General features: G+C 62.4%; 28 protein-coding genes and 1 pseudogene. 13 read left to right on the top strand and 16 right to left on the bottom strand.

Annotated elements, in window-relative coordinates; genetic code table 11:
• Positions 1–60: 60 nt before the first annotated feature.
• From V1288_RS23785 to V1288_RS23765, 5 genes are all read left to right on the top strand, one after another.
• The gene (locus V1288_RS23785) at positions 61–1,242 is read left to right on the top strand and encodes an ABC transporter substrate-binding protein (RefSeq protein WP_334359353.1); all 1,182 of its coding nucleotides are present in this window, start codon (positions 61–63) and stop codon (positions 1,240–1,242) included.
• Positions 1,243–1,286: 44 nt separating this feature from the next.
• Entirely contained in the window at positions 1,287–2,231 is a 945-nt protein-coding gene (locus V1288_RS23780) for a YVTN family beta-propeller repeat protein (protein ID WP_442894045.1), read from the top strand.
• 68 nt (positions 2,232–2,299) lie between these two features.
• Complete coding sequence (locus V1288_RS23775; protein ID WP_334361385.1) at positions 2,300–3,046, top strand: ABC transporter ATP-binding protein; 747 nt, start codon at positions 2,300–2,302, stop codon at positions 3,044–3,046.
• The gene (locus V1288_RS23770; RefSeq protein WP_334359351.1) at positions 3,046–3,894 is read left to right on the top strand and encodes an ABC transporter permease; all 849 of its coding nucleotides are present in this window, start codon (positions 3,046–3,048) and stop codon (positions 3,892–3,894) included. The genes V1288_RS23775 and V1288_RS23770 overlap by 1 nt, the downstream gene beginning before the upstream one ends.
• A complete protein-coding gene (locus V1288_RS23765; RefSeq protein ID WP_334359350.1) occupies positions 3,891–4,502 on the top strand; it encodes a hypothetical protein in 612 nt (203 codons plus the stop codon). The genes V1288_RS23770 and V1288_RS23765 overlap by 4 nt, the downstream gene beginning before the upstream one ends.
• 122 nt (positions 4,503–4,624) lie before the next feature.
• Here V1288_RS23765 and V1288_RS23760 read toward each other — a convergent pair whose 3' ends face one another.
• Both V1288_RS23760 and V1288_RS23755 read right to left on the bottom strand, forming a co-directional pair.
• The gene (locus V1288_RS23760; protein WP_334359349.1) at positions 4,625–5,200 is read right to left on the bottom strand and encodes a PQQ-dependent catabolism-associated CXXCW motif protein; all 576 of its coding nucleotides are present in this window, start codon (positions 5,198–5,200) and stop codon (positions 4,625–4,627) included.
• A complete protein-coding gene (locus V1288_RS23755) occupies positions 5,197–6,081 on the bottom strand; it encodes a substrate-binding domain-containing protein (protein WP_334359348.1) in 885 nt (294 codons plus the stop codon). The genes V1288_RS23760 and V1288_RS23755 overlap by 4 nt, the downstream gene beginning before the upstream one ends.
• 237 nt (positions 6,082–6,318) lie before the next feature.
• Between V1288_RS23755 and V1288_RS23750 the strand changes: the two genes are divergently transcribed.
• On the top strand, positions 6,319–7,242 hold the full coding sequence (locus V1288_RS23750) for a quinoprotein relay system zinc metallohydrolase 2 (RefSeq protein WP_334359347.1): 924 nt from the start codon (positions 6,319–6,321) through the stop codon (positions 7,240–7,242).
• Positions 7,243–7,292: 50 nt separating this feature from the next.
• On the top strand, positions 7,293–8,108 hold the full coding sequence (locus V1288_RS23745) for a quinoprotein dehydrogenase-associated SoxYZ-like carrier (RefSeq protein WP_334359346.1): 816 nt from the start codon (positions 7,293–7,295) through the stop codon (positions 8,106–8,108).
• A gap of 21 nt (positions 8,109–8,129) precedes the next feature.
• On the opposite strand, the gene V1288_RS23740 is transcribed toward V1288_RS23745, so the two are convergent.
• Complete coding sequence (locus V1288_RS23740) at positions 8,130–8,489, bottom strand: hypothetical protein (protein WP_334359345.1); 360 nt, start codon at positions 8,487–8,489, stop codon at positions 8,130–8,132.
• A gap of 86 nt (positions 8,490–8,575) precedes the next feature.
• Between V1288_RS23740 and V1288_RS23735 the strand changes: the two genes are divergently transcribed.
• The 5 genes from V1288_RS23735 to V1288_RS23715 are packed head-to-tail and all read left to right on the top strand — an operon-like array spanning position 8,576 to position 12,229.
• Positions 8,576–9,550: an ABC transporter substrate-binding protein gene (locus V1288_RS23735; RefSeq protein WP_442893980.1), complete on the top strand. Its 975-nt coding sequence runs from the start codon at positions 8,576–8,578 to the stop codon at positions 9,548–9,550.
• 1 nt (position 9,551) lies between these two features.
• Positions 9,552–10,289, top strand: coding sequence for an ABC transporter permease (locus V1288_RS23730; RefSeq protein ID WP_334359344.1), 738 nt, complete (start codon positions 9,552–9,554; stop codon positions 10,287–10,289).
• Positions 10,279–11,007: an ABC transporter ATP-binding protein gene (locus V1288_RS23725; protein ID WP_334359343.1), complete on the top strand. Its 729-nt coding sequence runs from the start codon at positions 10,279–10,281 to the stop codon at positions 11,005–11,007. Before V1288_RS23730 ends, V1288_RS23725 begins: the two co-directional genes overlap by 11 nt.
• A gap of 47 nt (positions 11,008–11,054) precedes the next feature.
• Complete coding sequence (locus tag V1288_RS23720) at positions 11,055–11,849, top strand: pentapeptide repeat-containing protein (protein ID WP_334359342.1); 795 nt, start codon at positions 11,055–11,057, stop codon at positions 11,847–11,849.
• Between the two features lie 35 nt (positions 11,850–11,884).
• On the top strand, positions 11,885–12,229 hold the full coding sequence (locus V1288_RS23715; RefSeq protein WP_334359341.1) for a hypothetical protein: 345 nt from the start codon (positions 11,885–11,887) through the stop codon (positions 12,227–12,229).
• 28 nt (positions 12,230–12,257) lie between these two features.
• On the opposite strand, the gene V1288_RS23710 is transcribed toward V1288_RS23715, so the two are convergent.
• From V1288_RS23710 to V1288_RS23685, 6 genes and pseudogenes are all read right to left on the bottom strand, one after another.
• The gene (locus V1288_RS23710) at positions 12,258–12,494 is read right to left on the bottom strand and encodes a hypothetical protein (protein ID WP_334359340.1); all 237 of its coding nucleotides are present in this window, start codon (positions 12,492–12,494) and stop codon (positions 12,258–12,260) included.
• 119 nt (positions 12,495–12,613) lie between these two features.
• Positions 12,614–13,372, bottom strand: a complete 759-nt coding sequence (locus tag V1288_RS23705; RefSeq protein ID WP_334359339.1) for a hypothetical protein — start codon at positions 13,370–13,372, stop codon at positions 12,614–12,616.
• Positions 13,373–13,775: 403 nt separating this feature from the next.
• Positions 13,776–13,856: a pyrroloquinoline quinone precursor peptide PqqA gene (gene pqqA / locus V1288_RS23700; RefSeq protein ID WP_108512900.1), complete on the bottom strand. Its 81-nt coding sequence runs from the start codon at positions 13,854–13,856 to the stop codon at positions 13,776–13,778.
• A gap of 322 nt (positions 13,857–14,178) precedes the next feature.
• Complete coding sequence (locus V1288_RS23695; protein ID WP_334359338.1) at positions 14,179–14,508, bottom strand: hypothetical protein; 330 nt, start codon at positions 14,506–14,508, stop codon at positions 14,179–14,181.
• A gap of 578 nt (positions 14,509–15,086) precedes the next feature.
• Positions 15,087–15,254 (bottom strand): annotated as a pseudogene (locus V1288_RS23690) (ABC transporter permease); the annotation flags it as partial.
• Between the two features lie 64 nt (positions 15,255–15,318).
• Positions 15,319–16,749, bottom strand: coding sequence for an amidase (locus V1288_RS23685; RefSeq protein ID WP_334359337.1), 1,431 nt, complete (start codon positions 16,747–16,749; stop codon positions 15,319–15,321).
• Positions 16,750–16,853: 104 nt separating this feature from the next.
• On the opposite strand from V1288_RS23685, the gene V1288_RS23680 reads away from it, so the two are divergent.
• Positions 16,854–17,741 (top strand): LysR family transcriptional regulator, encoded by an 888-nt coding sequence (locus tag V1288_RS23680; RefSeq protein WP_334359336.1) that lies wholly within the window; start codon positions 16,854–16,856, stop codon positions 17,739–17,741.
• Positions 17,742–17,827: 86 nt separating this feature from the next.
• Here the strand turns inward: V1288_RS23680 and V1288_RS23675 are convergent, their stop codons facing one another.
• From V1288_RS23675 to V1288_RS23645, 7 genes are all read right to left on the bottom strand, one after another.
• Positions 17,828–18,439: a pyridoxamine 5'-phosphate oxidase family protein gene (locus V1288_RS23675; protein ID WP_334359335.1), complete on the bottom strand. Its 612-nt coding sequence runs from the start codon at positions 18,437–18,439 to the stop codon at positions 17,828–17,830.
• Positions 18,440–18,549: 110 nt separating this feature from the next.
• Positions 18,550–19,149 carry a phosphonate metabolism protein/1,5-bisphosphokinase (PRPP-forming) PhnN gene (gene phnN / locus V1288_RS23670; RefSeq protein WP_334359334.1) on the bottom strand — a complete coding sequence of 200 codons (600 nt, stop codon included), beginning with the start codon at positions 19,147–19,149 and terminating at the stop codon, positions 18,550–18,552.
• On the bottom strand, positions 19,146–20,297 hold the full coding sequence (locus V1288_RS23665) for an alpha-D-ribose 1-methylphosphonate 5-triphosphate diphosphatase (RefSeq protein ID WP_334359333.1): 1,152 nt from the start codon (positions 20,295–20,297) through the stop codon (positions 19,146–19,148). Before V1288_RS23665 ends, phnN begins: the two co-directional genes overlap by 4 nt.
• Positions 20,298–20,312: 15 nt before the next feature.
• Complete coding sequence (gene phnL / locus V1288_RS23660) at positions 20,313–21,011, bottom strand: phosphonate C-P lyase system protein PhnL (protein ID WP_334359332.1); 699 nt, start codon at positions 21,009–21,011, stop codon at positions 20,313–20,315.
• A gap of 8 nt (positions 21,012–21,019) precedes the next feature.
• The gene (phnK, locus tag V1288_RS23655; protein ID WP_334359331.1) at positions 21,020–21,820 is read right to left on the bottom strand and encodes a phosphonate C-P lyase system protein PhnK; all 801 of its coding nucleotides are present in this window, start codon (positions 21,818–21,820) and stop codon (positions 21,020–21,022) included.
• Positions 21,813–22,697, bottom strand: a complete 885-nt coding sequence (locus V1288_RS23650; RefSeq protein ID WP_334359330.1) for an alpha-D-ribose 1-methylphosphonate 5-phosphate C-P-lyase PhnJ — start codon at positions 22,695–22,697, stop codon at positions 21,813–21,815. Before V1288_RS23650 ends, phnK begins: the two co-directional genes overlap by 8 nt.
• Positions 22,694–23,797 (bottom strand): carbon-phosphorus lyase complex subunit PhnI, encoded by a 1,104-nt coding sequence (locus tag V1288_RS23645; protein WP_334359329.1) that lies wholly within the window; start codon positions 23,795–23,797, stop codon positions 22,694–22,696. Before V1288_RS23645 ends, V1288_RS23650 begins: the two co-directional genes overlap by 4 nt.

Raw genomic sequence — 23,797 nt, 5'->3', positions numbered from 1 at the left:
TCATGGTTCAGGTCAAACGGTCCGCCATGCGGCGAAGAGAAGACCTGTCAGGGAGAAGCCATGATCCGGTGGGTGGTCGTTGCGATCGGCTTGAGCATCGCGGCCCTCCCCGTGCTCGCGGCTGATCCCACCGAGATCGGCATCGGCTATCTCGGCCGCGCCGGCGTCAAGGCGAAATTGTCGCTCGTCGAACTTCCGGCCGAGAATGACGGGATTGCCGGCGCACGCCTTGCCGTCGAGGACAACAACACCACGGGCAGGTTCCTCAATCAGCATTTCACGCTGGAAGAAGTCCGGCTCAAAGATAACGAGGACGTTGCGAAAGCCGCGGCGGCACTTGCCGAGCGCACCGGCCTCATCATTGCCGACCTTCCGGCGGACGATTTATTGAAGGCCGCCGACGCGCTTCGCGATCGCGGCACGTTGCTGTTGAATGCCGGCGCCGTCGACGACCGGCTGCGCGAGCAGGACTGTCGCGCCAATGTGGTCCATGTCGCGCCGACGCGCTCGATGCTCGCGGATGCGCTCGCTCAATATCTGGCGTGGAAGCAATGGAAGCGCTGGCTGTTCGTCGTCGGCTCGCATGATCAGGACAAACTCTACGCCGAAGCACTGCGCCGTGCGGCCACGCGCTTCGGCGCCAAGATCGTTCAGGAGCGAACCTTCGAGGATACCGGCGGCGCCCGCCGTACCGACAGCGGGGTGACCCTGATCCAGCGGCAAATACCGGTCTTCACCCAGCAGGCGCCGGCCTATGACGTCCTCGTTGCTGCCGACGAAAGCGAAGTATTCGCATCCTACCTGCCCTATCGCACGTGGGATCCGCGGCCGGTTGCCGGCTCGGCAGGTCTGGTTCCGACCAGTTGGCACGCCGCGCAGGACCAGTGGGGCGCGATCCAGATCCAGAACCGGTTTGCAAAATTGAACTCGCGACACATGACCGCACTGGACATGCAAGCCTGGACCGCAGTGCGTATGATCGGTGAAGCGACGTCGCGCACGAAATCTGGTGATCCAAAGGCGGTATCGACGTTCCTCAAAGGGCCCGACTTTTCCATTGCGGCGTTCAAGGGCCGGCGGCTGACGCTGCGGGACTGGAACCTGCAGCTTCGTCAGCCGATCCTGCTGGTCGATGGACGCATGGTGGTCTCGGTTTCGCCGCAGGAGGGATTTTTGCATCAGGTGTCCGAGCTCGATACGCTTGGCGTCGATCGGCCGGAAACCAAGTGCAAGCTGCAATGAAGGAGGATCGATTGCGTATATGGCGTCATTGCCTGCTTTCCGGAATGGCTTTCCTGCTCGCGACGGCGGCCCCCGCTTCGGCCTTCGTCGCCTATGTGTCCAACGAAAAGGGCAACACAGTATCTGTGATCGATACGGACAGTTGGGCTGTCATCAAGACCATCAAGGTCGGCCAGCGGCCGCGCGGCATCGAATTCACGAGGGACGGCAAGTTTGTATTCGTGGCCGTCGGCGACGACGACAGCATTCAGGTCATCGACGCTGCCAAGCAGGAAATCGTCGATACCCTGCCCTCCGGCCCGGATCCCGAACTATTCGCCCTCGATGCTGACGGCAAGATCCTCTACGTCGCCAACGAAAACGACAACACGGTGACGATCATCGACGTCGAGAGGCGCGCCCGTCTCGGCGAAATCCAGGTCGGCGTCGAGCCGGAGGGCATGGCCATCAGTCCGGACGGCAAGATCCTGATCAATACCTCCGAGACCACCAACATGGCGCACTTCATCGACACCGCGACGCGCCAGATCGTCGCCAACGTCCTGGTCGATGCGCGCCCGCGCTTCGCGGAGTTCAAGCGCGACAATTCCGAAGTGTGGGTATCGTCGGAGATCGGCGGCACCGTTTCGGTGATCGACCCGGCCAAACGGGTGGTGACGGACAAGATCTCATTCAACATTCCGGGCCTGCGGAGCGAAGCCATCCAGCCGGTCGGCATCGGCATGACCAAGGACGGCAAGACCGCTTTCGTTGCCCTTGGCCCTGCCAATCGCGTCGCGGTCGTCGATGCCGCCAGCCACAAGGTCACCAAATATCTTCTGGTAGGTCAGCGGGTATGGCACATGGCATTCACCCCGGACGAGAAATATCTGATGGTTACCAATGGTGTGTCGAACGACGTCTCGGTGATCGACGTCGCCGCACAAAAGGTCATCAAGACGATCCAGGTCGGCGAGTTGCCCTGGGGTATCACGATTGCACAACCATGACGGCCACTGACGCACGTTCCGGCGGTCAGAACATGCAGGACATCCCTTCCCGGCTAGACGCCGCGGAGATGCCTGCATTGTCGATCGACGGCGTCAGCCATTCCTATGGCGCCCGACAGGCACTGATCGACGTCGGCTTCTCCGTCGCACCGGCAAGTTTCACGGCATTGCTTGGCCTGAACGGCGCCGGCAAGAGCACACTGTTCTCGCTGATCACGCGGCTGTTCGGAATCCAGCGCGGGCGCATCGGGATTTTCGGCCATGATATCGCGCGTACGCCTGGCGAAGCGCTGCGACTGCTCGGCGTGGTGTTTCAGCCCCGCACGCTCGATCTCGACCTCTCGGTGACGCAGAACCTGCTTTATCACGCCGCCTTGCACGGCATCGCCAGACGCGATGCCCGCGTGCACAGCGGCGAGGTGCTGGCGCGCATCGGTTTGATCGATCGCGCCGGTAGCAAGGTGCGCGACCTCTCCGGCGGTCAGATGCGCCGACTGGAGATCGCACGGGCACTGCTGCACCGGCCGCGCCTGCTCCTGCTCGACGAGGCAACCGTCGGCCTCGACGTCAAGGCTCGCGCCGACATCCTCAACCACGTTCGCCAGCTCGTGACCGAGCAGGGAATAAGCGTGCTGTGGGCGACGCATCTGTTTGACGAAATCGGTTCGAATGATGATCTCGTTGTCCTGCATCAGGGCCGGGTACTGGCGCAGGGCAAGGTGGCGCGGGTTATCGCCGATACCGGCGGCAGCGATATCAACACGGCGTTCATGCGGCTGACCGGCTCCACCGCACCGAGCGGAGGCCTGACGTAATGACATCCGCAGCTATAAGACCGATCCGGACCGGCTTCTCGTTCGCCGAATATTTCACCTGCCTGAGCGGCATCGTGTGGCGCGAGGCGCTTCGCTTCCTGCATCAGCGCGAACGCTTCATCTCCGCATTGGTCCGGCCCCTGGTGTGGCTGTTCATCTTCGCCGCCGGCTTCCGCCAGGTACTCGGCCTCTCCATCATCCCACCCTACGAAACCTACATCCTGTACGAGGTCTACATCGCGCCGGGGCTGATGGCGATGATCCAGCTCTTTAACGGCATGCAGTCTTCGCTCTCCATGGTCTATGACCGCGAGATGGGCAATATGCGGACATTGCTGGTGAGCCCGCTGCCGCGATGGTTTCTCCTGTCCTGCAAGCTTCTGGCGGGAACCGCGGTCTCGCTGCTTCAGGTGTATGCCTTCCTGCTGATCGCCTGGTTCTGGGATATCGCGCCCTCGCCGGCCGGCTATATCACGGTGCTGCCGGCGCTGATCCTGTCGGGCCTGATGCTCGGCGCCCTGGGAATGCTGATCTCCTCTGGCATCAAGCAGCTTGAGAACTTTGCGGGTGTGATGAACTTTGTCATCTTTCCGATGTTCTTCGCTTCTTCGGCGCTCTATCCGCTGTGGCGCATCCTGGAAAGCAGCCCGATGCTCTACTATGTCTGCCTGTTCAATCCGTTCACGCATGCCGTGGAGCTGATACGTTTTGCGCTGTACGGACAGATCAACTGGATCGCACTCGCGGTCGTCGGCGGCTGTACGATCGCCTTCATGGTCGGCGCAATCCTCGCCTACGATCCATCGCGCGGCCTGATCCGCCGTGGACCGGCTGGAGGCGAGGCATGAAATATCGGACCGCGATCGCAGCATGGCTTGCCGTTACGGCGGCGACCAATTTCGGCTATGCCGCCGACCCCCGCTATCCGGACTGGCCGTGCACCCAGGCCAAGGTGCCCGAGATATCCGTTGCCGCGGTGTGGGCAGGTCCGCCGCTGGACGACGTCTCGGGCAAGTGGAAGGACGATGCCGAGGTCAGCGCGCTGGTCGCGAAGCTGGCGGCAAGGCGGACCCCGCTCGAGGAAGCGCAAAAGGCGATCAGCGAATATCTGAACGGTGCAGCCGACAAGACCCAAAGCGGAAAGCTGCTGTTCGCCGGACTGTTCGACTCGCTCAACGCCCAACGCTCCCAGGTTCTGAGCGGGCTGGAGCGCGTCACCCGCAAACAGCGCGAGGCGGCGGAGAAAATCCGCACCGACACGCTTGCCTTGCAGGCGCTGCAGGGTGAAACGCCGCGCGATCAGGCGAAGATCGACGATCTCGGCAATCAGCTTGTCTGGCAGACGCGCATCTTCGAAGACCGTCGAGGTGTCATCAAGTTCGTCTGTGAGGTGCCGACGGCGATCGACCAGCGCCTGTTCGCCCTCGGCCGTACGATCCAGCAGGAAATCGAATAGACGCTAACAGGATGAGACCAGGTTGGGCCGAGACGACGGACCATCCCGTCCCCCGGGACGCAAGTGGAGCCCAGCCCCATTCTACTTTGCATGGGGTTGTTTTCGATATTTTGTGTCCCGCCCTAACGCACCGACGGCGCCGCCTCGCCTGCCCGCGGTTCCGGCTGCGCCTCCGTCAACGCCAGACCGGCCCGTTCCCAACCATCCGTTCCTTCGGGGTACCACGCAACGTTGGCGTAGCCGTAGGTCAGGATTCGCTTTGCCGCGTTCCAGGACATCCAGCAATCGGCCAGGCAGTAAATCACCACCAGCGCGGTCTTGTTGCCCGCCGTCGCGCGGACGAGGCCGCGCCGCAGGTAGTCTTCCGTCACGGCCGCCAGCTTTCCGTAGCCGGTGTCCGGCAGCCACATGCTGCCGGGAATGTTGAGCCGCGGCTGGTCGCGCCAGACCGTGCCTTCGGGAAGATTTGGCGGCTTCGGCGCGCGTGGCATTACATCGATGAACACGCCCGTCTTTCCCCGCCAGATCTCACCGGCTTCCGCAGTCGTCAGAACACGCACGCCGGCAAGGGTTGCGGGAACCGGCGCACGGTAGTCTTCCATGCGGTACCCGTCTGGCTCGGGAGGCCTTTCCTGCGCTGATATCGAGACAATGAATGTAAGTGCCGCAAGGATCAGGCCTGCGAGCGTTTGTCTCATGGCGCTTTCGTTGCCGTCTCCGCGCCGATCGGCCGGTCGTTCTCGTCGAGCAAGGGAACGCCGAAGTCCAGCAGTATCTTGTTGATAGCGGGCTGGTTCTCCTGGATCAGGCGGTTGAGCAGCCGCTTCCAGTTCTGGTCGGCGCCCCGTACCCCCATGCCGATGCGAAACGCCAAACGCGGGCCAGTCTTTTCCTTCACGAGGGGCGTGACGTGAAGCGGCGGGTTCGCCTTCTTGGCATGGAAGCCCGCCATCGGTCCCCACAGAATGCCGGCGTCAATCTTACCCGACATCAGGTCACCGATCATGGCTTCCGCTGACGAGTCGATACGCGTATCGACCATCAACTGATAGGGTCTGGCATTCGCCATCAGGCCATTGACCGCCATGTTGGTTGCAGGCGGCGTGCCGGCCACGATGCCGATATGCTTGCCTTTCAGCCGCTCGTCTTCCAGCGCCGCAACGTCTTCGAGGCCGCTACCCTGCTTGGCGACCAGCGCATAGGCGGTGCGGTAGTAGGGATTGGTGCCCTGGACCAAGTCGTCGCCTTGCGGGAAGCCCATGATGACGTCGCAACGATGGGCCCCCAGCGTCATCCGGACGAAGCCGGTCGCCTGCGGAAAATACATGTAGTCCAGCTTCTTGTGCAGCTTCTCGGCGAGCAGCTCGGCGAGCTTGTTCTCAAATCCCTCGCCCTTGTCGTTGGAGAACGGCAGATTGTGCGGGTCGGCGCAGACGCGCAACACCTTGGGATCGACCAGCTCGATCGACAAATCGCCGGTTTCATTGATCTGCGCGCGTGCGACATCGCGCCCAACGAATACGGCGAGGACCGCCAATGCTGCAATCGCCAGCCGGCGCTTCTGCCCGGCATATATCATCGAAAGCTGCTGCACTTCCGGCCCACCATGGTTGCCAACGTCGGAAAAATATCTGCAACCCCAACGAACGAAGTTCCGTTGAAAGCCGCAGACAAGCAAAATGCTATGCTTGTCATTTGGAGCGTGCAACAGGAATAATCCCCGTAACGGACTCGTCGCCTGTGCTGCGACGCAAACCTAGCTACGATGAAACATGGGATTGCCGATAGCGTTTCGTGGTGGGATGGAGGCCGAAATATGGCTCATCCCGCATTGATCCTGGCCGCGCTTACGATGCTCGCTACGGCAACAGCCTCGCACGCGCAGCAACAGCCGTTGCCCGTTGATTCCATTGCCGATGGCGTATTCGTGCACAACGGCCAAACCGCGCAGATGACGCGCGACAACGACGGCGCGATTGCCAATGTCGGTTTCATCGTTGGCGAGGATGCGGTCGCCGTGATTGATACCGGTGGCAGTCTCCGCGAGGGACGACAATTGATGGCAGCCATTCGCGCCCGGACCGACAAGCCGATCCGTTACGTCATCAATACGCACGGCCATCCCGATCACGTTTTCGGCAATAGCGCTTTCGCGCAGGACGGAACGACCTTTGTCGGCCACGCGAACCTGCCACGCGCGCTCGCCGCGCGCGGACAATTCTATCTCGATGCATTTCGCCGTACCATGGGCGATGAATTGATCGACGAGATTCGCATCGTGCCGCCAACGCTGCTCGTCAGCGGCACGCTCAATCTGGATCTGGGCCGACGTTCCCTCGTCTTGCGGGCATGGCCCGCCGCGCATAGCGATTGCGATCTCACGGTGCTCGATGAAAAAACCGAAACCTTGTTCGCGGGTGACCTCGTGTTTCTGGCCCACACGCCCGTGCTCGACGGCAGCATCCGCGGCTGGCTGGGCGTACTCGATGAGCTCGGTGCCCTGCCCGCGCAACGCGTGGTCCCCGGTCACGGTCCTGTGAGCAGATGGCCGGCCGCCCTCGCCGACGAGCGCCGCTATCTCCAAACGCTGGCCTCGGACGTACGCGGGCTTGTCGCTCGCGGCAAGCCGATCGCGGCGGCAGGCACGGCAGCGAGCTCCGAGCGATCCCGGTGGGACTTGTTCGACGACTTCAACACCCGCAACGCAACCGCAGCATTTTCGGAAATTGAATGGGAATAGCGCCTGCATTGCCCTATATTGCGTTCGTTGCTTCCATCCGAAGGTGGTGCATGCCCGGATCTCTTTTCCGCCTGTTCGTCGCCGCTGGCTTGCTGCTGTTCGGTGCGCCGCTTGCGCTCGCCGCAACGCCGGACCCTTGGCCGGGCCTGGTGCAGGACATCTTCAACAACCGTCCGATGAACGATGGCAGCGACGTGATTGCGATCGAAATGCCAACGCGGGCCGAGGATGCCGCTATCGTGCCGGTGACCTTGCGAACAAAGCTTCCGCCCGGTGACATCAGGCAGGTGCTGAGCATTACGCTGGTCATCGACCAGAACCCCGCGCCGATGGCCGCAAAATTCCAGCTCGGGCCGGACGCCAAGGTGTCGGAAATCTCGACCCGCGTCCGCGTCAACAATTACACTGATGTTCATGCGGTGGCCGAACTGAGCGACGGCAAACTGTACATGACCAAGACGTATGTGAAAGCGTCCGGCGGCTGCTCGGCGCCTGCCGCCAAAAACGCCGACGAGGCCAAAGGCAGGCTCGGCCAGATGCGCTACCGGCAGTTCGCAAAGGCCGATGAAGGCCCCGCCAGCGGCGCACGCGAGGCCCAGATCATGATCGGGCACCCCAACAATTCCGGCCTGCAGATGGACCAGGTCACGCACCTGTATGTGCCGGCATTCTTCGTCAACGAACTGCGGCTCTGGCAGGACGACAGCCTGGTGTTGACGATGGAAGGCGGCATTTCAATTTCGGAAGATCCCAATATCAGGTTCACCTATGTGTCGAACGGCGCGAAGCGCTTCCGCGCCGAGGCAAAGGATACCGAGGGACACGTCTTCCAGCATGAATGGAAGATCGACGATTCCGGGATTTGACTCGGGGCCGCGTACAACGCCTCAGAAACAGCGCACTTCTGCTTCGGCCTGGGCCCGCCTGAGCTCGTTGAGCGCGCTCGCCGCCTGCTCGGATGTGCGGAACTGCCCGCCCAGATTTCCCCGGACCTGCGACATGCTGAGCACGGTTTCGGCGGTGACATACCGCTCAAAAGGCACGAGCGAAGCGATAACATCGATCGAACAGGAGCATTGCTCGATCGCCTGCCGCGTCTCGCCATTTGCTTTCAGGCAGCCAAACGCGTATTCGACGCGCGCCGACGTCGGATAATCGTTGAAGTCCTCGGCGCGCGTGATCGCTGTCATCGTCAACAGCGCCGTCAACACGGCGACAATAGGTCGTACCGATCCGACAAGCGTCATCGTCTTCCTCCCGCTAGTAATTGTGGAAGCTATGCTATGACTGTCCCACAGAAAAGCGGATGTTCGAGGAAACGGCTCAAGGCACCATGAAGTTTTTTGTTCGCATGCTGCTCGCTACGATTGTTTCGGCCTCGCTCGGCACGTGCTGCAGCGCCGAGGCTATACGCGTTGCGGTGCAGAAGACCGGAACATTCGCCTGGGAACTCGCCGTGATCCGCGCCCACGGCCTCGACAGGCAGGCCAACCTTTCGGTTGAGGTTTTCGAATTGGCGAGCCCTGAGGCGGGCAAGATCGCGCTTCGCGCCGGGAATGCCGACATTGTGGTCACCGACTGGCTTTGGGTGTCGCGCGAACGCGGGCTGGGCGCCAAACTGACATTCTATCCCTATTCGAGCGCGCTCGGCGCCGTGATGGTACCCGCCGCATCACCGATCCAGACCTTGACCGATCTCAAGGGCCGCAAGCTCGCCGTTGCGGGTGGCCCGATCGACAAGAGCTGGCTGTTGCTGCTGGCGTGGTTGAAGAAGAGCGGCATCGACCTGAAGTCGGACGCGACCATCGCTTACGGCGCGCCACCGCTGCTGGCTGCGAAGACGCTCAGCGGGGAAATGGATGCGACGTTGAACTACTGGAATTTCTGCGCCGGACTGGAAGCGAAGGGTTTTCGCCGCATCGCCGGCATTGAGGATCTACTGCCGAAGCTCGGCGCCAAAGGCCGCACTGCCATGATCGGCTACGTCTTCGACGAAAAATGGGCGAACGCAAACCGGGACAGAATTGCCCGCTTCGTCGCCATGACCCGCGCAGCGAAAGAGATCCTGTCGACCTCGGATGCGGAATGGGAAAAAATTGCGCCACTGACCGGCGCTCCCGATGCCGCAACGTTGCGCGCCTATCGCGATCGCTATCGGGAAGGAATTCCGCGTCGTCCGGTCGCCGACGAAGAAGCCGACGCACGCATTCTCTACCGCGTGCTGGCTGACATCGGCGGCCGCGAACTTGTCGGGCCGGCACCTGAACTCGAGTCCGGAACATTCTATCACGCGATCCCGGGAGGCTGAGGTGCCGCGCCTACTGTCATTCGCCGTGCTCCTCGCAACCTGGTGGATCGGCTCGCTACTTGCTGGCGACGCGAAGCTGCCACCTCCCCCCACCGTGCTCGCGGCCATGATTGCGGAAGTGAGGTCCGGTAACTTGTTCTTCCATCTCGGCGTGACATTGGCCCGCGTTACCCTCGCCTTCACGCTGGCGATGACGCTGGGCGCCGCCATCGGATACCTGATGGGACGGGTGCGGCTTGCCGATCGGCTGGGCGATCCCTGGCTGATCCTGCTGCTCAATCTGCCGGCGCTCGTGGTCATCGTGCTCGCCTACATCTGGGCTGGACTGACTGAAGTCGCCGCCATTGCGGCAATCGCCATCAACAAGCTCCCGACCGCAGTCGTCACGCTGCGCGAAGGCTCGCGTGCCCTCGACGCGGCACTCGACGAAATGGCGACAGTATTTGCGCTGCCGCGCTGGAAGCAGTTCCGGCACGTCATTTTGCCGCAACTGTCGCCCTACATTGCGGCCGCCGCGCGATCAGGGCTTTCCCTGGTCTGGAAGATCGTCCTTGTTGCGGAATTACTTGGACGTCCGAACGGAGTTGGTTTCGAGATTGGCGTGGCGTTCCAGCTGTTCGACATTCCGCTATTGCTTGCCTATTCACTGAGCTTCGCGGCGGTCGTGCTCCTCATTGAAACCGTCTTGGTGCAGCCATTTGAGGCCCGGTCATCCCGGTGGCGTCCCCGTGCGGCTTGAGGTCGATATCGCCAGCAAGACGTTCAAGAGCGCAGCGGGTGAACAGCACGACGTGATCGCCGACGTCTCCTTTGCGCTTGATGCCGGAGAGGTAGGCGTCTTGGTCGGTCCATCCGGCTGCGGCAAGAGTACGATGCTCAGGATTCTCGCCGGTCTCGACCACGACTTTCAAGGGCGCGTCTCGCGTCCGGTCGGCGCGCGGATAGGCTTCGTTTTCCAGGAACCGCGGCTGTTGCCCTGGCGGTCGGTCGAAGAAAATGTGCGACTTGTCGCGCCGCTGGCCGATGAAGCGAAGCTCTCAGCACTCTTCGAGATTCTGGAACTGAAGGCGCATCGCAACCATTTTCCCGGCGAGCTATCGCTCGGCCTCGCCCGGCGCGTTGCCCTCGCCCGCGCCTTCGCCATCGATCCGGAGTTCCTCATTCTCGACGAACCGCTGGCTTCGCTCGATGCTGCCCTCGCCGCCCGTCTGCGCGATGAGATAGCCCTGCTGATGGACGGCCGCTCCTTGATAACGTTGCTGGTTACCCATGATGTGGACGACGCGGTTCGCCTTGGCGATCGCCTGTTCCTGCTGTCGCCGCGACCGGCTCGGATTCTCGCCAAGCTGCCTATCCGCACACCGCGCAGCAAGCGCGGCGAGGCCGAGATCGCCGCAATCAAGTTGGACATCATGCGGCGGATCAATGGCGGTCCCACCGAGCGGGATACCTCATAGGCAGCGCCTGAGGCCGGTGCTAATATGCAGCAGCGACGGGGTTGACGATGATACGCTCGATCGGAATCGCAGCGCTCGGTTTCGCGCTTGCCACTATGATGGCGGCGGCACAAGACATGATGCGTCACGTGGACCTGTCGTCACCCGATATGATCTCGGCCGAAATGACCCGTGCCGAGGTCGAGGCCGCGCTCGCCGCGGCGACCGACGCCGTGCCTGCCGATTTCGCGGGAAAGAGACTGTCCGGGCTCGATCTCTCCGGGCTCAACCTGTCCGGCGCAATTTTTCGTGCGGCACGGCTCAACAGGACGAAGCTCGCCGGTGCCAGACTAGACCGTGCCATCCTCGACCAGGCATGGCTGCTCGAGGCGGACCTGACCAGCGCAAGCCTGAAGGGCGCAAACCTGTTCGCCTCGCAGATGGTTCGCGCCCGCCTCGACGGCGCCGATCTCTCGGGAGCACGCATCGCCGCTGATCTCACCGGCGCGAGCCTTGTCGGCGCCTCGATCGCGGGCGCAAATTTGGGCGCCGACATGCGCAACCAATCGATGGGCCTGATGCGCGCAATTCTCAAATCCGCCAATCTGGAAGGGCTGAACGCGCGCAGCGCCGACCTGTCGCGCGTCGATCTCGAGTTTGCGGCGCTGAAGGGCAGTGACCTCACAGGTGCTTCTCTCAAGGGAGCCCAACTCGGGGGAGCCGACTTGACCGGCATCACCGTCATCGATACCGATTTCGATGGCGCCGATCTCGATTCAGCCAGGTTGATCGCCCCAATCGGCCTCGACCGGGCGAGAAATTTCGACAAGGCGAGAAATCGAGACCGTCTGATAAAGCAATGACGGCTCTAAATGCTTCGCGATGAAGGGATTGCCCGATGCGATGGATCCTGGCTTTGGTGACCCTGCTGGCAGCGAGCGCCAATGAAGTGGCCGCGCAGGGAAAAGGCATCCGTCTGTGGAATCTGACCACCGCGACCATTTCGGAGTTTCAGCTCTCTCCGTCCGGCAAGAACGACTGGGGTCCCAACCAGACCCTGAACGACAAGGACAAGGAAGTCGATCACGACGAGCGCCTGCGCATCACGGGAGTGGAGCCGGGACGCTATGACGCCAAGGTCGGCTATCGCGGCTCGAAACATTGCTTTGTGCGCGGCATCGATCTCAAGCCCGACGCCGTGTTTTCGATCGCGGACAAGGATCTGAAGGACTGCAACAAGTAGCCGCCACAGCCTTCTCGCCCTCGATTATTCAGCCGGTGGACCGCACGGCGTCTTGGAGCGCCTTTTGGTTGTTACGTGGATATTCGCAGCGCCATTTGACCGCGGTCCATTTCGGATGTTCGCCCACCCACTGCGCGATGTAGGGCTGCGCAGCCATGGCACATTGCCGCAACGAAACATCTGAAGAAAAGACCAGATGGGTTTCCTCGCAGGTGGTCGGCGAAAGCACGGCACAGACGGTCACGATCAAATCTATCGGAGTCATGCTTGATATCCCTTGAATTGCTCCCGAATTGATAACGCAAAAAGCTACGGTAACGGACGGCGTAAAGTTTCACTACCCCGTGAAAAAGCCGGAACCGGGCCGAGCGTGCGTCGCCAGCCCTAAAAGTTAACGCCAAATACCAGCCGTGCCTGGTGGCGTTCGAAATTGACGAGATCGAGGCTGGCAATTGACCCGGCCGGACGCCCCCACGCCTGAACGCTCCAGCTTGCGGTCAGCCGTGAGCGTTTCGACAATTGGAAGTACGCGGCTGGACCGACAAACAAGGCCTGCCCTGCAAGTTCCTCCAAGCCGATCCCCTCATATTTCCGCAAGTAACGCGCTTCACCGCCCAACAGGAAACCGGGATGCAACTGCGCCATTAGCCCAAGCGCTGCACCTGCGGTGGATTCTCGCTCCATCGCGCCACTGCCAATAATGCGCGTCCACTCCGGTTCGTAGATCAGGTTGAACGCCGCGACGACGCGGCCCGGCACGAGCTCCCGATCGAACGCCAGCCTGAATTCCGTTCCGAAGCTCCGGACCCCTTCTGCCGTTGTCTCATCAATCCGATGAGCATGCGCTTCCGTCGCGAAAGTGAGCCCGAATGGGGCCGTTTCCCGATCGAGAAAGCGGTAGCGCAAATCGACGGAGCCTCCTTGCCACGACATCCGGCGCTGGTCGTCAAGACCTGGTACGCCACTGATCAGATGTGACGCAAACGCGCTCCCGATCTCGATTCGAAAATTCTGGACCGGCACAAACTCAAGTTCGAGCTCCTGGCCGACGGCCCGGTAACGCCCACCGTTCTTGCCGAAGCGTCCGGTCGTCTCGCTTTGAAACTCCCGCTCGCCGACGGTGCCGACATCGGCGCCGATCATGAAGCCGAACAGGTGCTCGGTATCGATGCCTTCGGCATGGACGCAGGACGGCAGCAGCGCAGCAAGAGACACGACCGCCGCCTGGATAATCTTTGCACGCACGGGCATTCGCATTCAGCAGGTACGGGGTTGAAGTCCAGCGGCGTTAGCCGAAGACATATCCTAGCATAATGCGGCGACCGTGGGCGAGCCGTGGGAACACGTGGAATTGGAGGTGGGACGGAGTAGAATCAGGACCGAGTCGCCTTCCGGCGGTCGTCTGCTGGGGATTCCCGTCCATTTTGGCAGGATCCGCGCCCTGCTCCCCTGCGGCAGGCAGTGGAGAACTTTCTCGGGATCGTACAGCTTGCCCGGCCCGCACCAACGAGCTGTTGCCGGAGCCGGGCAGACCGTTCCGACACGTCTATTGACGCGCCGCGCAGGCGTACATGTTGATTTCCATGCCCACCGGCACTTCCACAATCTTCGGAGTTTTCCAACTCATCAGGGTTTCTCCCAAGCAGTGCTGGCACGACATTCGTGCCGGCTCAAAACTAGGTTGACCTCGAACTTTGCGCAAGCACGGAAGCTCCGGCATTGAAGGCATACCGACATATCTGACGCCGGAAATTTCCCTCTTGGGCAAAGCCACTTCGCTCTTGGACAAGGCGAACGAAAAAACGACAAATCGCCATATACGTCGCGTCGGTCACGATTGGCGAATTCGGTTCGCCTGCCAAAGCCATCTGTCGTTGCAGACAGACACTTCGGGATGTCGGAGAGCCGGCCGAAGCGCCGACAATCCGACACCGTCTCAGCTACACGCCTCAGCAATCCTTGTCTGCCTCTGTGGTCTTGCTGTCAGCTTTGGCGCCTTCAGCCTGCTGAGCAGCCGTTGGCTCGCCTTGCATCTGCCGCTGCGTATCCTGCGAAGATGCCGCAACATCTCCGGTCGATTGATTCATCTTATCGGTCGGCGGATGTTGACTGCTGCTACTGGCCATACCCGTTGTTTGGCTTTCACCCATCTTCGCCGGTCCGGAGCCAGCGTCTCTCAGGTTGGCGGCACGGCCCGTGTCACACGGACCCGCCAAGGCGGCGCCGGTGCTCAAAACCAGGATGGAGCAACCAGCAATCAAGAGCTGTTTCATCTTCATCTGCCTCTCCTTTCTCTTGAAGCACGCACAACGTGATGAGAGGCAACTGACCCGTTGCTTTCAGGTTCCGGGTGGCTACGCGGATCCTGAGATGTTTAATCTGGCGCTTGAGCTCTTTTGGCGAGGCCAGCTATGGAACCGATTCACTTGGGTTTGATCAGTTTTCTTTTTGCGATGTGCTTTGCATCGGGAGTCTTTGCACAGGACAGACGGCCTGACCAAACCGCGCCAACCGCGGAGACCGCTGTGCCCGCCAACGGTTCATCGCTGACCGGAAAAGAGCGCATGGGCAGGAAGTGGATGGACGAGCAACGGATCGATAATTGCAACGTGCCCATCGACAAGCGCGGAAGCAAGCCGCGATCGAGCACTTGCCCGCATGTTCCGTCGGGATGATCAGCGACGACGGTGCAGCGGCGCGGCGTCAACCGTTCGATGAGACCAAAGCCGCAATCCGACGGGCTCGTCGTGCCCGCCCCGGCTTAATCCCAGGACCAGGCGGAGAAATCGTTTTCGAATTGCGGGACTTCCTTCCACACGCCTTTCAGCTTCGTGCTCGCAATGGTGATCCATTGCGGCCCGAGCTTGATCGTCAGCGCCCGGACCGCATCGGGCGAGGCATCCGCGCCCATCAGCATCTGTGCGGCGTTGCCGGGCAAGGCATCCAGGACAAGGAAGATAATCAGCGACGCGCCGACCAGCGTCGCTATCAGCGTCAGAAAGCGGCGGAAAATGAAGACGCTCAAGTCCCGATTCCCTTGTTAGCGGCCACTACCCTGTTAGCAGCGTGGTGGCAGCCGCATTTTTCGCTTAGCTGGCCAGGCTCGGCCACCGGCCGAGAAGATCTTGCGAAGCCTCAAACAGCGCGCTGACACGCAGCAACTCGATGTCTCCGCGGAATTTGCCGACGAGCTGAATGCCGATCGGCAGGCCGTCCGCGCCAAAGCCGCAAGGCAGACTGACCGCCGGATGACCGGTCATGTTGAACGGCATTGTCCAGGGAAACCAGCTCGGCCGCACGTCGCTGAATACCTGCCCGTCGATGTCTATCGTGCCAAATAGGTCCTGATTGATCGGAAGTGCGGTTCGGGTGATGGTTGGCATTGCGAGAATATCGACCCTCAGCAACAAGGTCTGGATCCGCCGGAACAGGGCCGTACGGTCAAACATCGCCCGCTGATAGTCAACACCGCTGACCTTCGTGGCAAGCGCCAGTTGCTTCATGAAGGTCTCGCTCAGCACGTCGCCATGATCGGCCGCAAGCTTCTCGAACCGCGCGCGCCACGCGGTGTGATTGATGGCGCGCCAGATCGGCTCCACCTCGAATCCATCGCCCTGTATTTCCTCGACCTCGGCCCCGAGGGCCTCCAGCCTGGCAAGCGCGACCCTGAATGCAGCGACGACATCGGCCGCAACCGGCCGGCCGTGCGGCGCGAGGCAGAATGCAATCTTGCGCCCGCGCAGATCGCCATTTGGAGCCGATCCCTCGACAAAATTCCACTGCGGGAATCCGATCGACCACGGATCAGAAGCGTCTTCTCCCGACATCGTCTGCATCATCAGTGCAGTGTCCGCCACGGTGCGCGTCATAGGCGTCACATAGGTCTGGTTGCCGAACGCATCCTGCACCTGACTGTGGGGAATAACGCCGCTACTTTGCTTCAGCCCGACGACGCCGTTGCAGGCTGCCGGAATCCGTGTCGAGCCGCCGCCATCCGTCGCGATCGCAAGAGGCGCAATGCCGCTGGCAACCGCGACCGCCGCTCCCCCGCTTGAACCACCACTGGAGCGCGTACCGCTCCAGGCATTCCGCGTGCGGCCGAACAACGGCGAGTCCGTCAGGCACTTGGTGCCGAACTCCGGCGTCGTGGTCTTGCCCACGAGAATGGCCCCCTCTGCCCGCATTCGGGCCACGGCGACCGCATCATGGTCAGGGACGTTGTCCTTGTAGGGGATCGCTCCGAAGGTCGTTCGCACCCCCTTGGTGTTGACAATATCCTTCACGGTGAACGGAATGCCGTGAAGAAGGCCGAGCCGTCCCCCGGCCATGATCTCACGCTCCGCATTCCTCGCCTCGATCATGGCCTCATCACCGCACAGCGTGATGAAGCAGTTCAACTCGGGCTGCATTCGCTCGGCACGCGCAAGAACGGCACGCGCAATTTCGAGCGGTGAAACATCCCTGCGGACGATCCGCGCGCGGAGTTCAGTCGCGGACAGAAAGCACAGTTCGTCGCTCATCGCGCTAAAGTCCCCAGGGTCGAATGACGCAAAGATGACATTCACATTGACTTCAGGTCCAATACCATCGCACAACCTGCCCATACGATTTCGGTATAGCAAAAATGGACCTCCGGCGCCTCCGCTATTTCGTTGCCGTCGCAGAAGAACGCAGCGTTGGCCGGGCGGCCGTACGCCTGCGTATGGCGCAGCCGCCGCTGTCGGTCCAGATCCGCAAACTGGAATCGGAAGTAGGAACCCCGCTGTTTCGCCGGGCCGCGCGGGGCATGGAGCTGACGGCGGCCGGTCGCGCCTTGCTGTCGCGCGCGCGCGAGGCGCTGGCCCTGGCGGCTGAGGGCTTCGAGGCAGCCCGCGCGGTGGCGGCGGGACGCCGGGGAAGATTGTCGGTCGGTTACATGTTCGCGCTTGCCCACGCCGTGCTGCCGAAGCTCGTGCCGGAACTTCGAAGGGCCCTACCCAAGGTCGATCTGGAGTTCATCGAACTGAGCGCATCGACGCGCGAGGCTCGGCTGCTGGATCACAGCGTGACTGTCGCGCTATGCATGCCCGCCATTCGCCACAGCGAGATCGAGGTCTCCACGATCGGAAAGCAGCGATTGATGCTGGCGATGCCGGCCGGTTCGCAACTGGCGCGCTCGGCGGCCGTGCCGGTGAGAAAGCTGCAGGGCCGCCCGCTGATAAGTTTGCCCGGACCTGCCGAGGATCCGGCGGCCTCCGTTGTGACGTCGCTGCTTCGGCGGCATCAAGTCAGCATGCCGGTCGCGAACCGGGTCGAGACGGTGCACTCGGCGCTCAGCCTCGTCCTTGCCGGAGAGGGCATAGCGATCCTTCCCGCCTGCACCCAGCTTGGATGCCCGACCGGCGTCGTGTTCAGGCCGTTCCTCGACGCCGACGATGCCATCGACGTCGCGGTTTGCTGGCACCGGGATTCTCCCAATCCGCTGGTCCGGAATTTTCTCAAATGCGCGGAAAAGGTGATCCGCCACGCCTGACACCATCGGCTTGCGGTGCCGGCGACCATCGTTCTGGATTGCTTGCCGTGTATGCCCGCTGCCAGATCGCGAGCGATATCAGCGCATCACCACATTGTCTGCCGCGCGCGCTCCGGCCATTCGCGGTCGTATTTCTCGCCGCCGACGGCGTTGCCGCTCATCTCGGCAAGAATCTGGCCGGGCGTCGGCAAGCTCCGGGGATCAACGCGTTTATCGGGATTCCAGAGATCGGAGCGCACGATGGCGCGGGCGCACTGGAAGTAGACCTCCTCGACCGTCATGACGACGACGGTGCGCGGCGCCTTGCCCTCCATCTTGAATGACGCGAGCAGTTCCGGATCGACCGAGACATCCGCTCGGCCGTTGATGCGCAGCGTGCTGCCCGAACCCGGGATGAGAAACAACAACGCCACCCGGGGATCGCGCACGATATTGCGCAGCGAGTCGCAGCGGTTGTTGCCGCGGCGATCCGGCATCATCAGCGTCTTCTCATCCTGGATGCGCACGAAGCCCGGCAGGTCGCCACGCGGCGAGCAATCCAGTCCCTCCGGCCCGCAGGTCGCCAGCGCCGCGAACGGCGACTTGTCCATCAAGGCCCGATAGGCCGGCGTGATCCTGTCCGCGACCTTCACCGTCGAGGCATCGTTGGGAAAGCCGTAGATGGCCTCGAGCTGCTCGATGGTCGCGACAACGGTCATTTCCGGTCTCCTTCCGTACCGTTTTCGAGCGAAGCGGACGCCGGTTCGCATAAAGAAAACGCGTCAAAATAACAACTGGAGGCCGGCTCTGATTCAATCAGAACCGGGCTCTAATCGTCCCATTTCTCGCCCTTGATGACGCGGACGAGTTGGCGGGCATGGTATTCGGCGCTGCTGACGTTGACGATGGTGACATCAGGCGCAGCGGAGGCGTCCTCGACCGTGCGGCGCAGGCGGTTTTCGACCATGCCGTCGCTGCCTCGTGCGCGCATCGCAATCCGTTCAGCCAGAACGTTTGGCGGCGCCGTGATTGAAACCACCACCACGTCGGCATAGGCGCTGCGCATCGCGCCAACGACCGTACGCGATACGTTGGCGACGATGGTTCGCCCAGAACGGATTTCGTCATCGATCGCGCGCGACAGCGCGTAGCAGTGGCCGTGGGCTTCCCAATGCATGGCATATTCGCCACGCGTCAACGCCGCCCGAAACGTGCCGATGCTGACCTCCTCGTTTTCCTCCGCTGCCGAGGCTTCACGCGTAATCACGCGGCGCGGAAACACGACGTTGCCATCATCGGCACAGGCTGCCTTGGCAAGGCCGAGCAGCGTATCCTTGCCGGCTCCGCTCGGACCGACCACGAGCACCAACCGGCCCGGTCCGATTGCAGCGGTCTGATCTGCGGTTGTGGTTGTCAGCGTCTCCGTCATGCGACCCGCCGCCCTTCCCGCCAGACGCTGCGCACCACCGGAATGTCGCGGGCAACATGCACCCGGATCAGATCGGCCCGCTTGCCGGCTGCAATCTCGCCACGGTCGGCAAGGCCCACGGCTTCGGCCGGTGTCTTGGTGACGGTGCGAACGGCGGAGGCCAGATCGATCGCCGCAACGTGCTGCGGCAATTGCAGCGCGGCCATCAACAGGCTCGAGGGGATGTAATCGGACGACAGGATATCCAGAAGTCCCTCGCGGGCGAGATCGACGGCGGCAATGTTGCCGGAATGCGAACCGCCGCGGACCACGTTCGGTGCCCCCATCAGGATGCCGATCCCGGCCTGGTGCAGGCCCCGCGCGGCTTCCATCGTGGTCGGGAATTCCGCCACCGAAACCCGGTCCTGGATCGCGTCGGCGACATTTTCCTCGGTCGTGTCATCGTGGCTGGCGAGCGGGATTTCATACCGATGCGCAAGCGCCACGATTTCGCGCATGTTGCTCGCGGCATACGTCTTCTGATAGTGGAAGCGCTTCTCGAACAGTGCGTCGAGCTCAGCATCAGTCTTGCCGCCCCCCTTGCCGCGGTAATAATCGCGGAGCTTGACCTCGTCACGGAACTGGCGCTGGCCCGGCGTGTGGTCCATCAGCGACATCAGACGCACGTCCGGCCGGTCGATCAATTCCTTGGCTTCCTCGACGACGCTCGGCATCGGGATTTCGCAGCGCAGATGCAGAAAATGCTCAGCGCGCAGCAGGCTCGCCTCACGCGCCGCCGTGATCGCGTCCGCGAGCACGCCTGCTCGTCCGTCGACCTCCTCGGCGCCATCCTCGCGCCATACGCGGAGTGAATCCAGAACCGTGGTGATGCCGGAGGTAGCCAACTGTCCGTCGTAGGAGACCACCGCGGCGATCGGATCCCAGAATACTTTCGGGCGCGGCACATAATGCATTTCCAGATGGTCGGTGTGCAGTTCGATTAGGCCGGGCATGATCAGGTCGCCGCCGGCGTCCTCGCTGCCTACCGGCCCACTGCCCTCGCCGTATTCGGCGATGCGGCCATCGGCGAAAGCGACCCAGCCGCACTCAATCACACGATCGGCCAGCACGATGCGGGCGTTACCGAGGATGGTCTCTTGCCTTGTCATCTCACATCTCTTCCTTCAAGCGGCGGCGGCAAATGACGTCACGTCGACGATTCGGTCGGCGATCAGATGGCGAATTTCATCGTCATGGACGATCGCCACCATCGCGACGCCCTGGCGCTTCTTTTGTCCGATCAGTTCAACGACGACGGCGCGATTGGCCGCGTCGAGCGAGGCGGTGGGTTCGTCCAGCAACAGAATCGGAAAATCGGAAATGAACCCGCGCGCAATGTTGACCCGCTGCTGTTCGCCGCCGGAGAACGTCGATGGCGGCAGCGCCCACAACCGCTCGGGAATGTTGAGGCAGCGCAGCAGCGCGCCTGCTTTCCCGCGGGCTTCCGCGCGCGCCGTTCCGTTCGCGATCAAGGGCTCCGCCACCACGTCGATGGTGGCGACCCGCGGCACCGCACGCAGGAACTGGCTGACATATCCGATGGAGGAGCGGCGCACGCTCAGCACCTGCCGTGGTTCGGCCGTGGCAAGATCGATCACTTCGCCGCAATGCCGGATTCCGATCCGTCCGCCATCGCAGCGGTAATTGCCGAAGATCATTTTCAGGATCGAGGATTTGCCGGCGCCTGAAGGACCCGACAGCACCGCGCATTCACCCGGCTCGACATGCAACGAGACGCCGCGCACCACGGGCAGCTCGACGCCGCCCTGCAGATGCATAGTGAAGGTCTTTTCGGCGTTGGTGATGTCGATCATCGCTGTCATTGGCGCGCTCATGCCGGCAGAATGGAGGAAACGAGCAGCTGGGTGTAGGGCTCACGAGGATCGTCGAGCACCTGGTCGGTCAGACCGGTTTCGATGACCCGACCGCCCTTCATCACCATCACACGATGTGACAGCAGCCGCGCCACAGCGAGGTCATGGGTGACGACGATGGCGGCAAGGCCGAGTTCGCTAACGAGGTTGCGCATCAGATCGAGCAGCCGCGCCTGCACCGATACGTCGAGCCCGCCGGTCGGCTCGTCCATGAACACCAGGCGCGGTTCGGTCACCAGATTGCGCGCAATCTGCAGCCGTTGCCGCATGCCGCCGGAATAGGTCCGCGGCGCATCGTCGATGCGCGCAGTATCGATCTCGACCCGCTCCAGCCAGGACGAGGCAGTATCGCGGATGCGGCCGTAGTGATTCCAGCCCACCGCCATCAGCCGTTCGCCGACATTGGCGCCGGCCGAAACCGCCATCCGCAGCCCCTGCGCAGGGTCCTGATGGACGTAGCCCCAGTCGGTGCGGAACAGGAAGCGGCGCTCGGCCTCGCCTAACGCGGCCAGATCGCGCAACACGCCGTCCCGCATCCGGTACGACACACGCCCGGCACTCGGCGCGAGCTGCGCGGACAACAGTTGCAGCAGTGTCGACTTGCCCGACCCGGACTCACCGACGATCGCCAGCACTTCGCCGGGGTAGAGCGCAAAGGACACATCGCGGCAGGCGGTCAACCGGCCGTAGGCCTTGCCGAGGTGGTCTGCGACCAGAAGCGGCTCATCGTCCTGCATGGAGTTTTGCAGTTCAACCATGCGCCCCCTCCTTGTGCGGCGCGGCGCTCTCGCTGCCGCGATGGCCGGCCTGCTGACGCGCCTCGCAATAGTCGGTATCGGAACAGACGAACATCCGGCCACCCTTGTCGTCGGTGACGATCTCGTCGAGATAGGAATCGCCTGCGCCACACAGCGCGCAGGGCGCGTCGAAGCGGTAGCGCGTGAACGGGTGGTCCTCAAAATCGAGCGACACGACATTGGTGTGCGGCGGAATCGCATAGATGCGCTTTTCGCGCCCGGCGCCGAACAGTTGTAGTGCCGGACAATTGTCCATCTTCGGATTGTCGAATTTCGGCGTCGGCGACGGGTCCATCACATAGCGCGCGTTCACTTTCACTGGATAAGCATAGGAGGTCGCGATATGGCCGAAGCGCGCGATGTCTTCGTACAGCTTGACGTGCATCAAGCCATACTCGCCGAGCGCATGCATGCGCCGCGTCTCGGTCTCGCGCGGCTCCAGGAACCGCAGCGGCTCGGGTATTGGCACCTGATAGACCAGCACCTGCCCCGCATGTAGCGGCGCTTCGGGAATTCGATGCCGGGTCTGAATCACGCTGGCATCCGCCGTAGCAGTCGTCGTTGCAACGCCGGCAGTCTTGCCGAAGAATTTACGGATCGAAATCGCGTTGGTGGTGTCGTCGGAGCCTTGGTCGATCACCTTAAGTACATCGTCAGGCCCCAGGATCGCCGCCGTCACCTGCACGCCGCCCGTTCCCCAGCCATAGGGCATCGGCATCTCGCGGCTGGCGAACGGCACCTGATAGCCGGGAATCGCGATCGCCTTCAGGATCGCGCGGCGGATCATCCGTTTGGTCTGCTCGTCGAGATAGGCGAAATTGTAAGCAGGCGCGTTCATTCCGCGGCCTCCCGCATCGGCGGCGTCTCGTTCGCCTCGGCGAATTCCTTGCGCAATTTGCGCAGTAGGCCGAGCTCGGACTGGAAATCGACGTAATGCGGCAGCTTGAGATGCTCGACGAAGCCGGTCGCCTGCACATTGTCCGAGTGCGACATCACGAATTCCTCGTCCTGGCCGGGCGCGATCACTTCCTCGCCGAGCTCGCGGGCGCGCAGGCTTCGGTCCACCAGCGCCATCGACATGGTCTTGCGCTCGCTTTGTCCGAACGCCAGACCGTAACCGCGCGTAAAACACGGCGCTTCCGTCGCCGATCCCTTGAACTGATTGACCATCTGGCATTCCGTCAGCACGACTGAACCGAGCGGAACGGCAAAGCCGGCATCCTCGGCCATGAACTCGACCTCTACCTCGCCGAAACGAATCTCGCCGGCAAAAGGATGATTGCGGCCATAGCCGCGCTGCGAGGAATATCCGAGCGCCAGCAGAAAACCCTCATCGGCCCGCGCCAGATTTTGCAGGCGCAGATCGCGCTCCGCCGGGAAACTGAGCGGCTCGCGCGTCAGATCGCCGACGGGAGCGTCGGCATCTGCGACCGGCGACGACTCGATCAGGCCATCGCGGCCCAAAATGTCGGTCACGCGCGGAGTCGCACCTGTGGACGCCTCACCTGTCGCGGGCGCCTCGGGCGCTGCCCCATCAGCAAGTTGCGAATCCAGCAGGCGATGGGTGTAATCGAACGTGGGACCAAGAATTTGCCCGCCCGGAATATCCTTGAAGGTCGAGGAAATCCGGCGGCGCACCTGCATTGCGCCGGTTTCGACCGGTTCTGTCGTCCCAAAGCGCGGCAGCGTGGCGCGGAACGCGCGCACCAGGAAGATCGCCTCGATCAGGTCGCCGCGCGCCTGCTTGATGGCCAGCGCCGCAAGTTCGCGGTCGTACAGCGAGCCTTCGGTCATGACGCGGTCGACACCGAGCGAAAGCTGTTCGGAGATCTGGGCCAGTGTCAATTCGGGAACGTCGCGGTCACCACGCCGCTCATGCGCCAGCAGGCGATGGGCGTTCTCGATGGCGCGCTCGCCTCCCTTGACGGCGACATACAT

It is taken from the genome of Bradyrhizobium sp. AZCC 2176, assembly GCF_036924645.1.
GTDB lineage: Bacteria > Pseudomonadota > Alphaproteobacteria > Rhizobiales > Xanthobacteraceae > Bradyrhizobium.
This window is presented reverse-complemented; position numbering and strand designations above follow the sequence as displayed.

Coding starts and splice junctions, on each gene's coding strand:
- V1288_RS23785 (WP_334359353.1), top strand. CDS start 61: ATGATCCGGTGGGTGGTCGTTGCGATCGGCTTGAGCATCGCGGCCCTC.
- V1288_RS23780 (WP_442894045.1), top strand. CDS start 1,287: ATGGCTTTCCTGCTCGCGACGGCGGCCCCCGCTTCGGCCTTCGTCGCC.
- V1288_RS23775 (WP_334361385.1), top strand. CDS start 2,300: ATGCCTGCATTGTCGATCGACGGCGTCAGCCATTCCTATGGCGCCCGA.
- V1288_RS23770 (WP_334359351.1), top strand. CDS start 3,046: ATGACATCCGCAGCTATAAGACCGATCCGGACCGGCTTCTCGTTCGCC.
- V1288_RS23765 (WP_334359350.1), top strand. CDS start 3,891: ATGAAATATCGGACCGCGATCGCAGCATGGCTTGCCGTTACGGCGGCG.
- V1288_RS23760 (WP_334359349.1), bottom strand. CDS start 5,200: ATGAGACAAACGCTCGCAGGCCTGATCCTTGCGGCACTTACATTCATT.
- V1288_RS23755 (WP_334359348.1), bottom strand. CDS start 6,081: ATGATATATGCCGGGCAGAAGCGCCGGCTGGCGATTGCAGCATTGGCG.
- V1288_RS23750 (WP_334359347.1), top strand. CDS start 6,319: ATGGCTCATCCCGCATTGATCCTGGCCGCGCTTACGATGCTCGCTACG.
- V1288_RS23745 (WP_334359346.1), top strand. CDS start 7,293: ATGCCCGGATCTCTTTTCCGCCTGTTCGTCGCCGCTGGCTTGCTGCTG.
- V1288_RS23740 (WP_334359345.1), bottom strand. CDS start 8,489: ATGACGCTTGTCGGATCGGTACGACCTATTGTCGCCGTGTTGACGGCG.
- V1288_RS23735 (WP_442893980.1), top strand. CDS start 8,576: ATGAAGTTTTTTGTTCGCATGCTGCTCGCTACGATTGTTTCGGCCTCG.
- V1288_RS23720 (WP_334359342.1), top strand. CDS start 11,055: ATGATACGCTCGATCGGAATCGCAGCGCTCGGTTTCGCGCTTGCCACT.
- V1288_RS23715 (WP_334359341.1), top strand. CDS start 11,885: ATGCGATGGATCCTGGCTTTGGTGACCCTGCTGGCAGCGAGCGCCAAT.
- V1288_RS23710 (WP_334359340.1), bottom strand. CDS start 12,494: ATGACTCCGATAGATTTGATCGTGACCGTCTGTGCCGTGCTTTCGCCG.
- V1288_RS23705 (WP_334359339.1), bottom strand. CDS start 13,372: ATGATCGGCGCCGATGTCGGCACCGTCGGCGAGCGGGAGTTTCAAAGC.
- pqqA (WP_108512900.1), bottom strand. CDS start 13,856: ATGAGTTGGAAAACTCCGAAGATTGTGGAAGTGCCGGTGGGCATGGAA.
- V1288_RS23695 (WP_334359338.1), bottom strand. CDS start 14,508: ATGAAGATGAAACAGCTCTTGATTGCTGGTTGCTCCATCCTGGTTTTG.
- V1288_RS23685 (WP_334359337.1), bottom strand. CDS start 16,749: ATGAGCGACGAACTGTGCTTTCTGTCCGCGACTGAACTCCGCGCGCGG.
- V1288_RS23680 (WP_334359336.1), top strand. CDS start 16,854: ATGGACCTCCGGCGCCTCCGCTATTTCGTTGCCGTCGCAGAAGAACGC.
- V1288_RS23675 (WP_334359335.1), bottom strand. CDS start 18,439: ATGACCGTTGTCGCGACCATCGAGCAGCTCGAGGCCATCTACGGCTTT.
- phnN (WP_334359334.1), bottom strand. CDS start 19,149: ATGACGGAGACGCTGACAACCACAACCGCAGATCAGACCGCTGCAATC.
- V1288_RS23665 (WP_334359333.1), bottom strand. CDS start 20,297: ATGACAAGGCAAGAGACCATCCTCGGTAACGCCCGCATCGTGCTGGCC.
- phnL (WP_334359332.1), bottom strand. CDS start 21,011: ATGACAGCGATGATCGACATCACCAACGCCGAAAAGACCTTCACTATG.
- phnK (WP_334359331.1), bottom strand. CDS start 21,820: ATGGTTGAACTGCAAAACTCCATGCAGGACGATGAGCCGCTTCTGGTC.
- V1288_RS23650 (WP_334359330.1), bottom strand. CDS start 22,697: ATGAACGCGCCTGCTTACAATTTCGCCTATCTCGACGAGCAGACCAAA.
- V1288_RS23645 (WP_334359329.1), bottom strand. CDS start 23,797: ATGTATGTCGCCGTCAAGGGAGGCGAGCGCGCCATCGAGAACGCCCAT.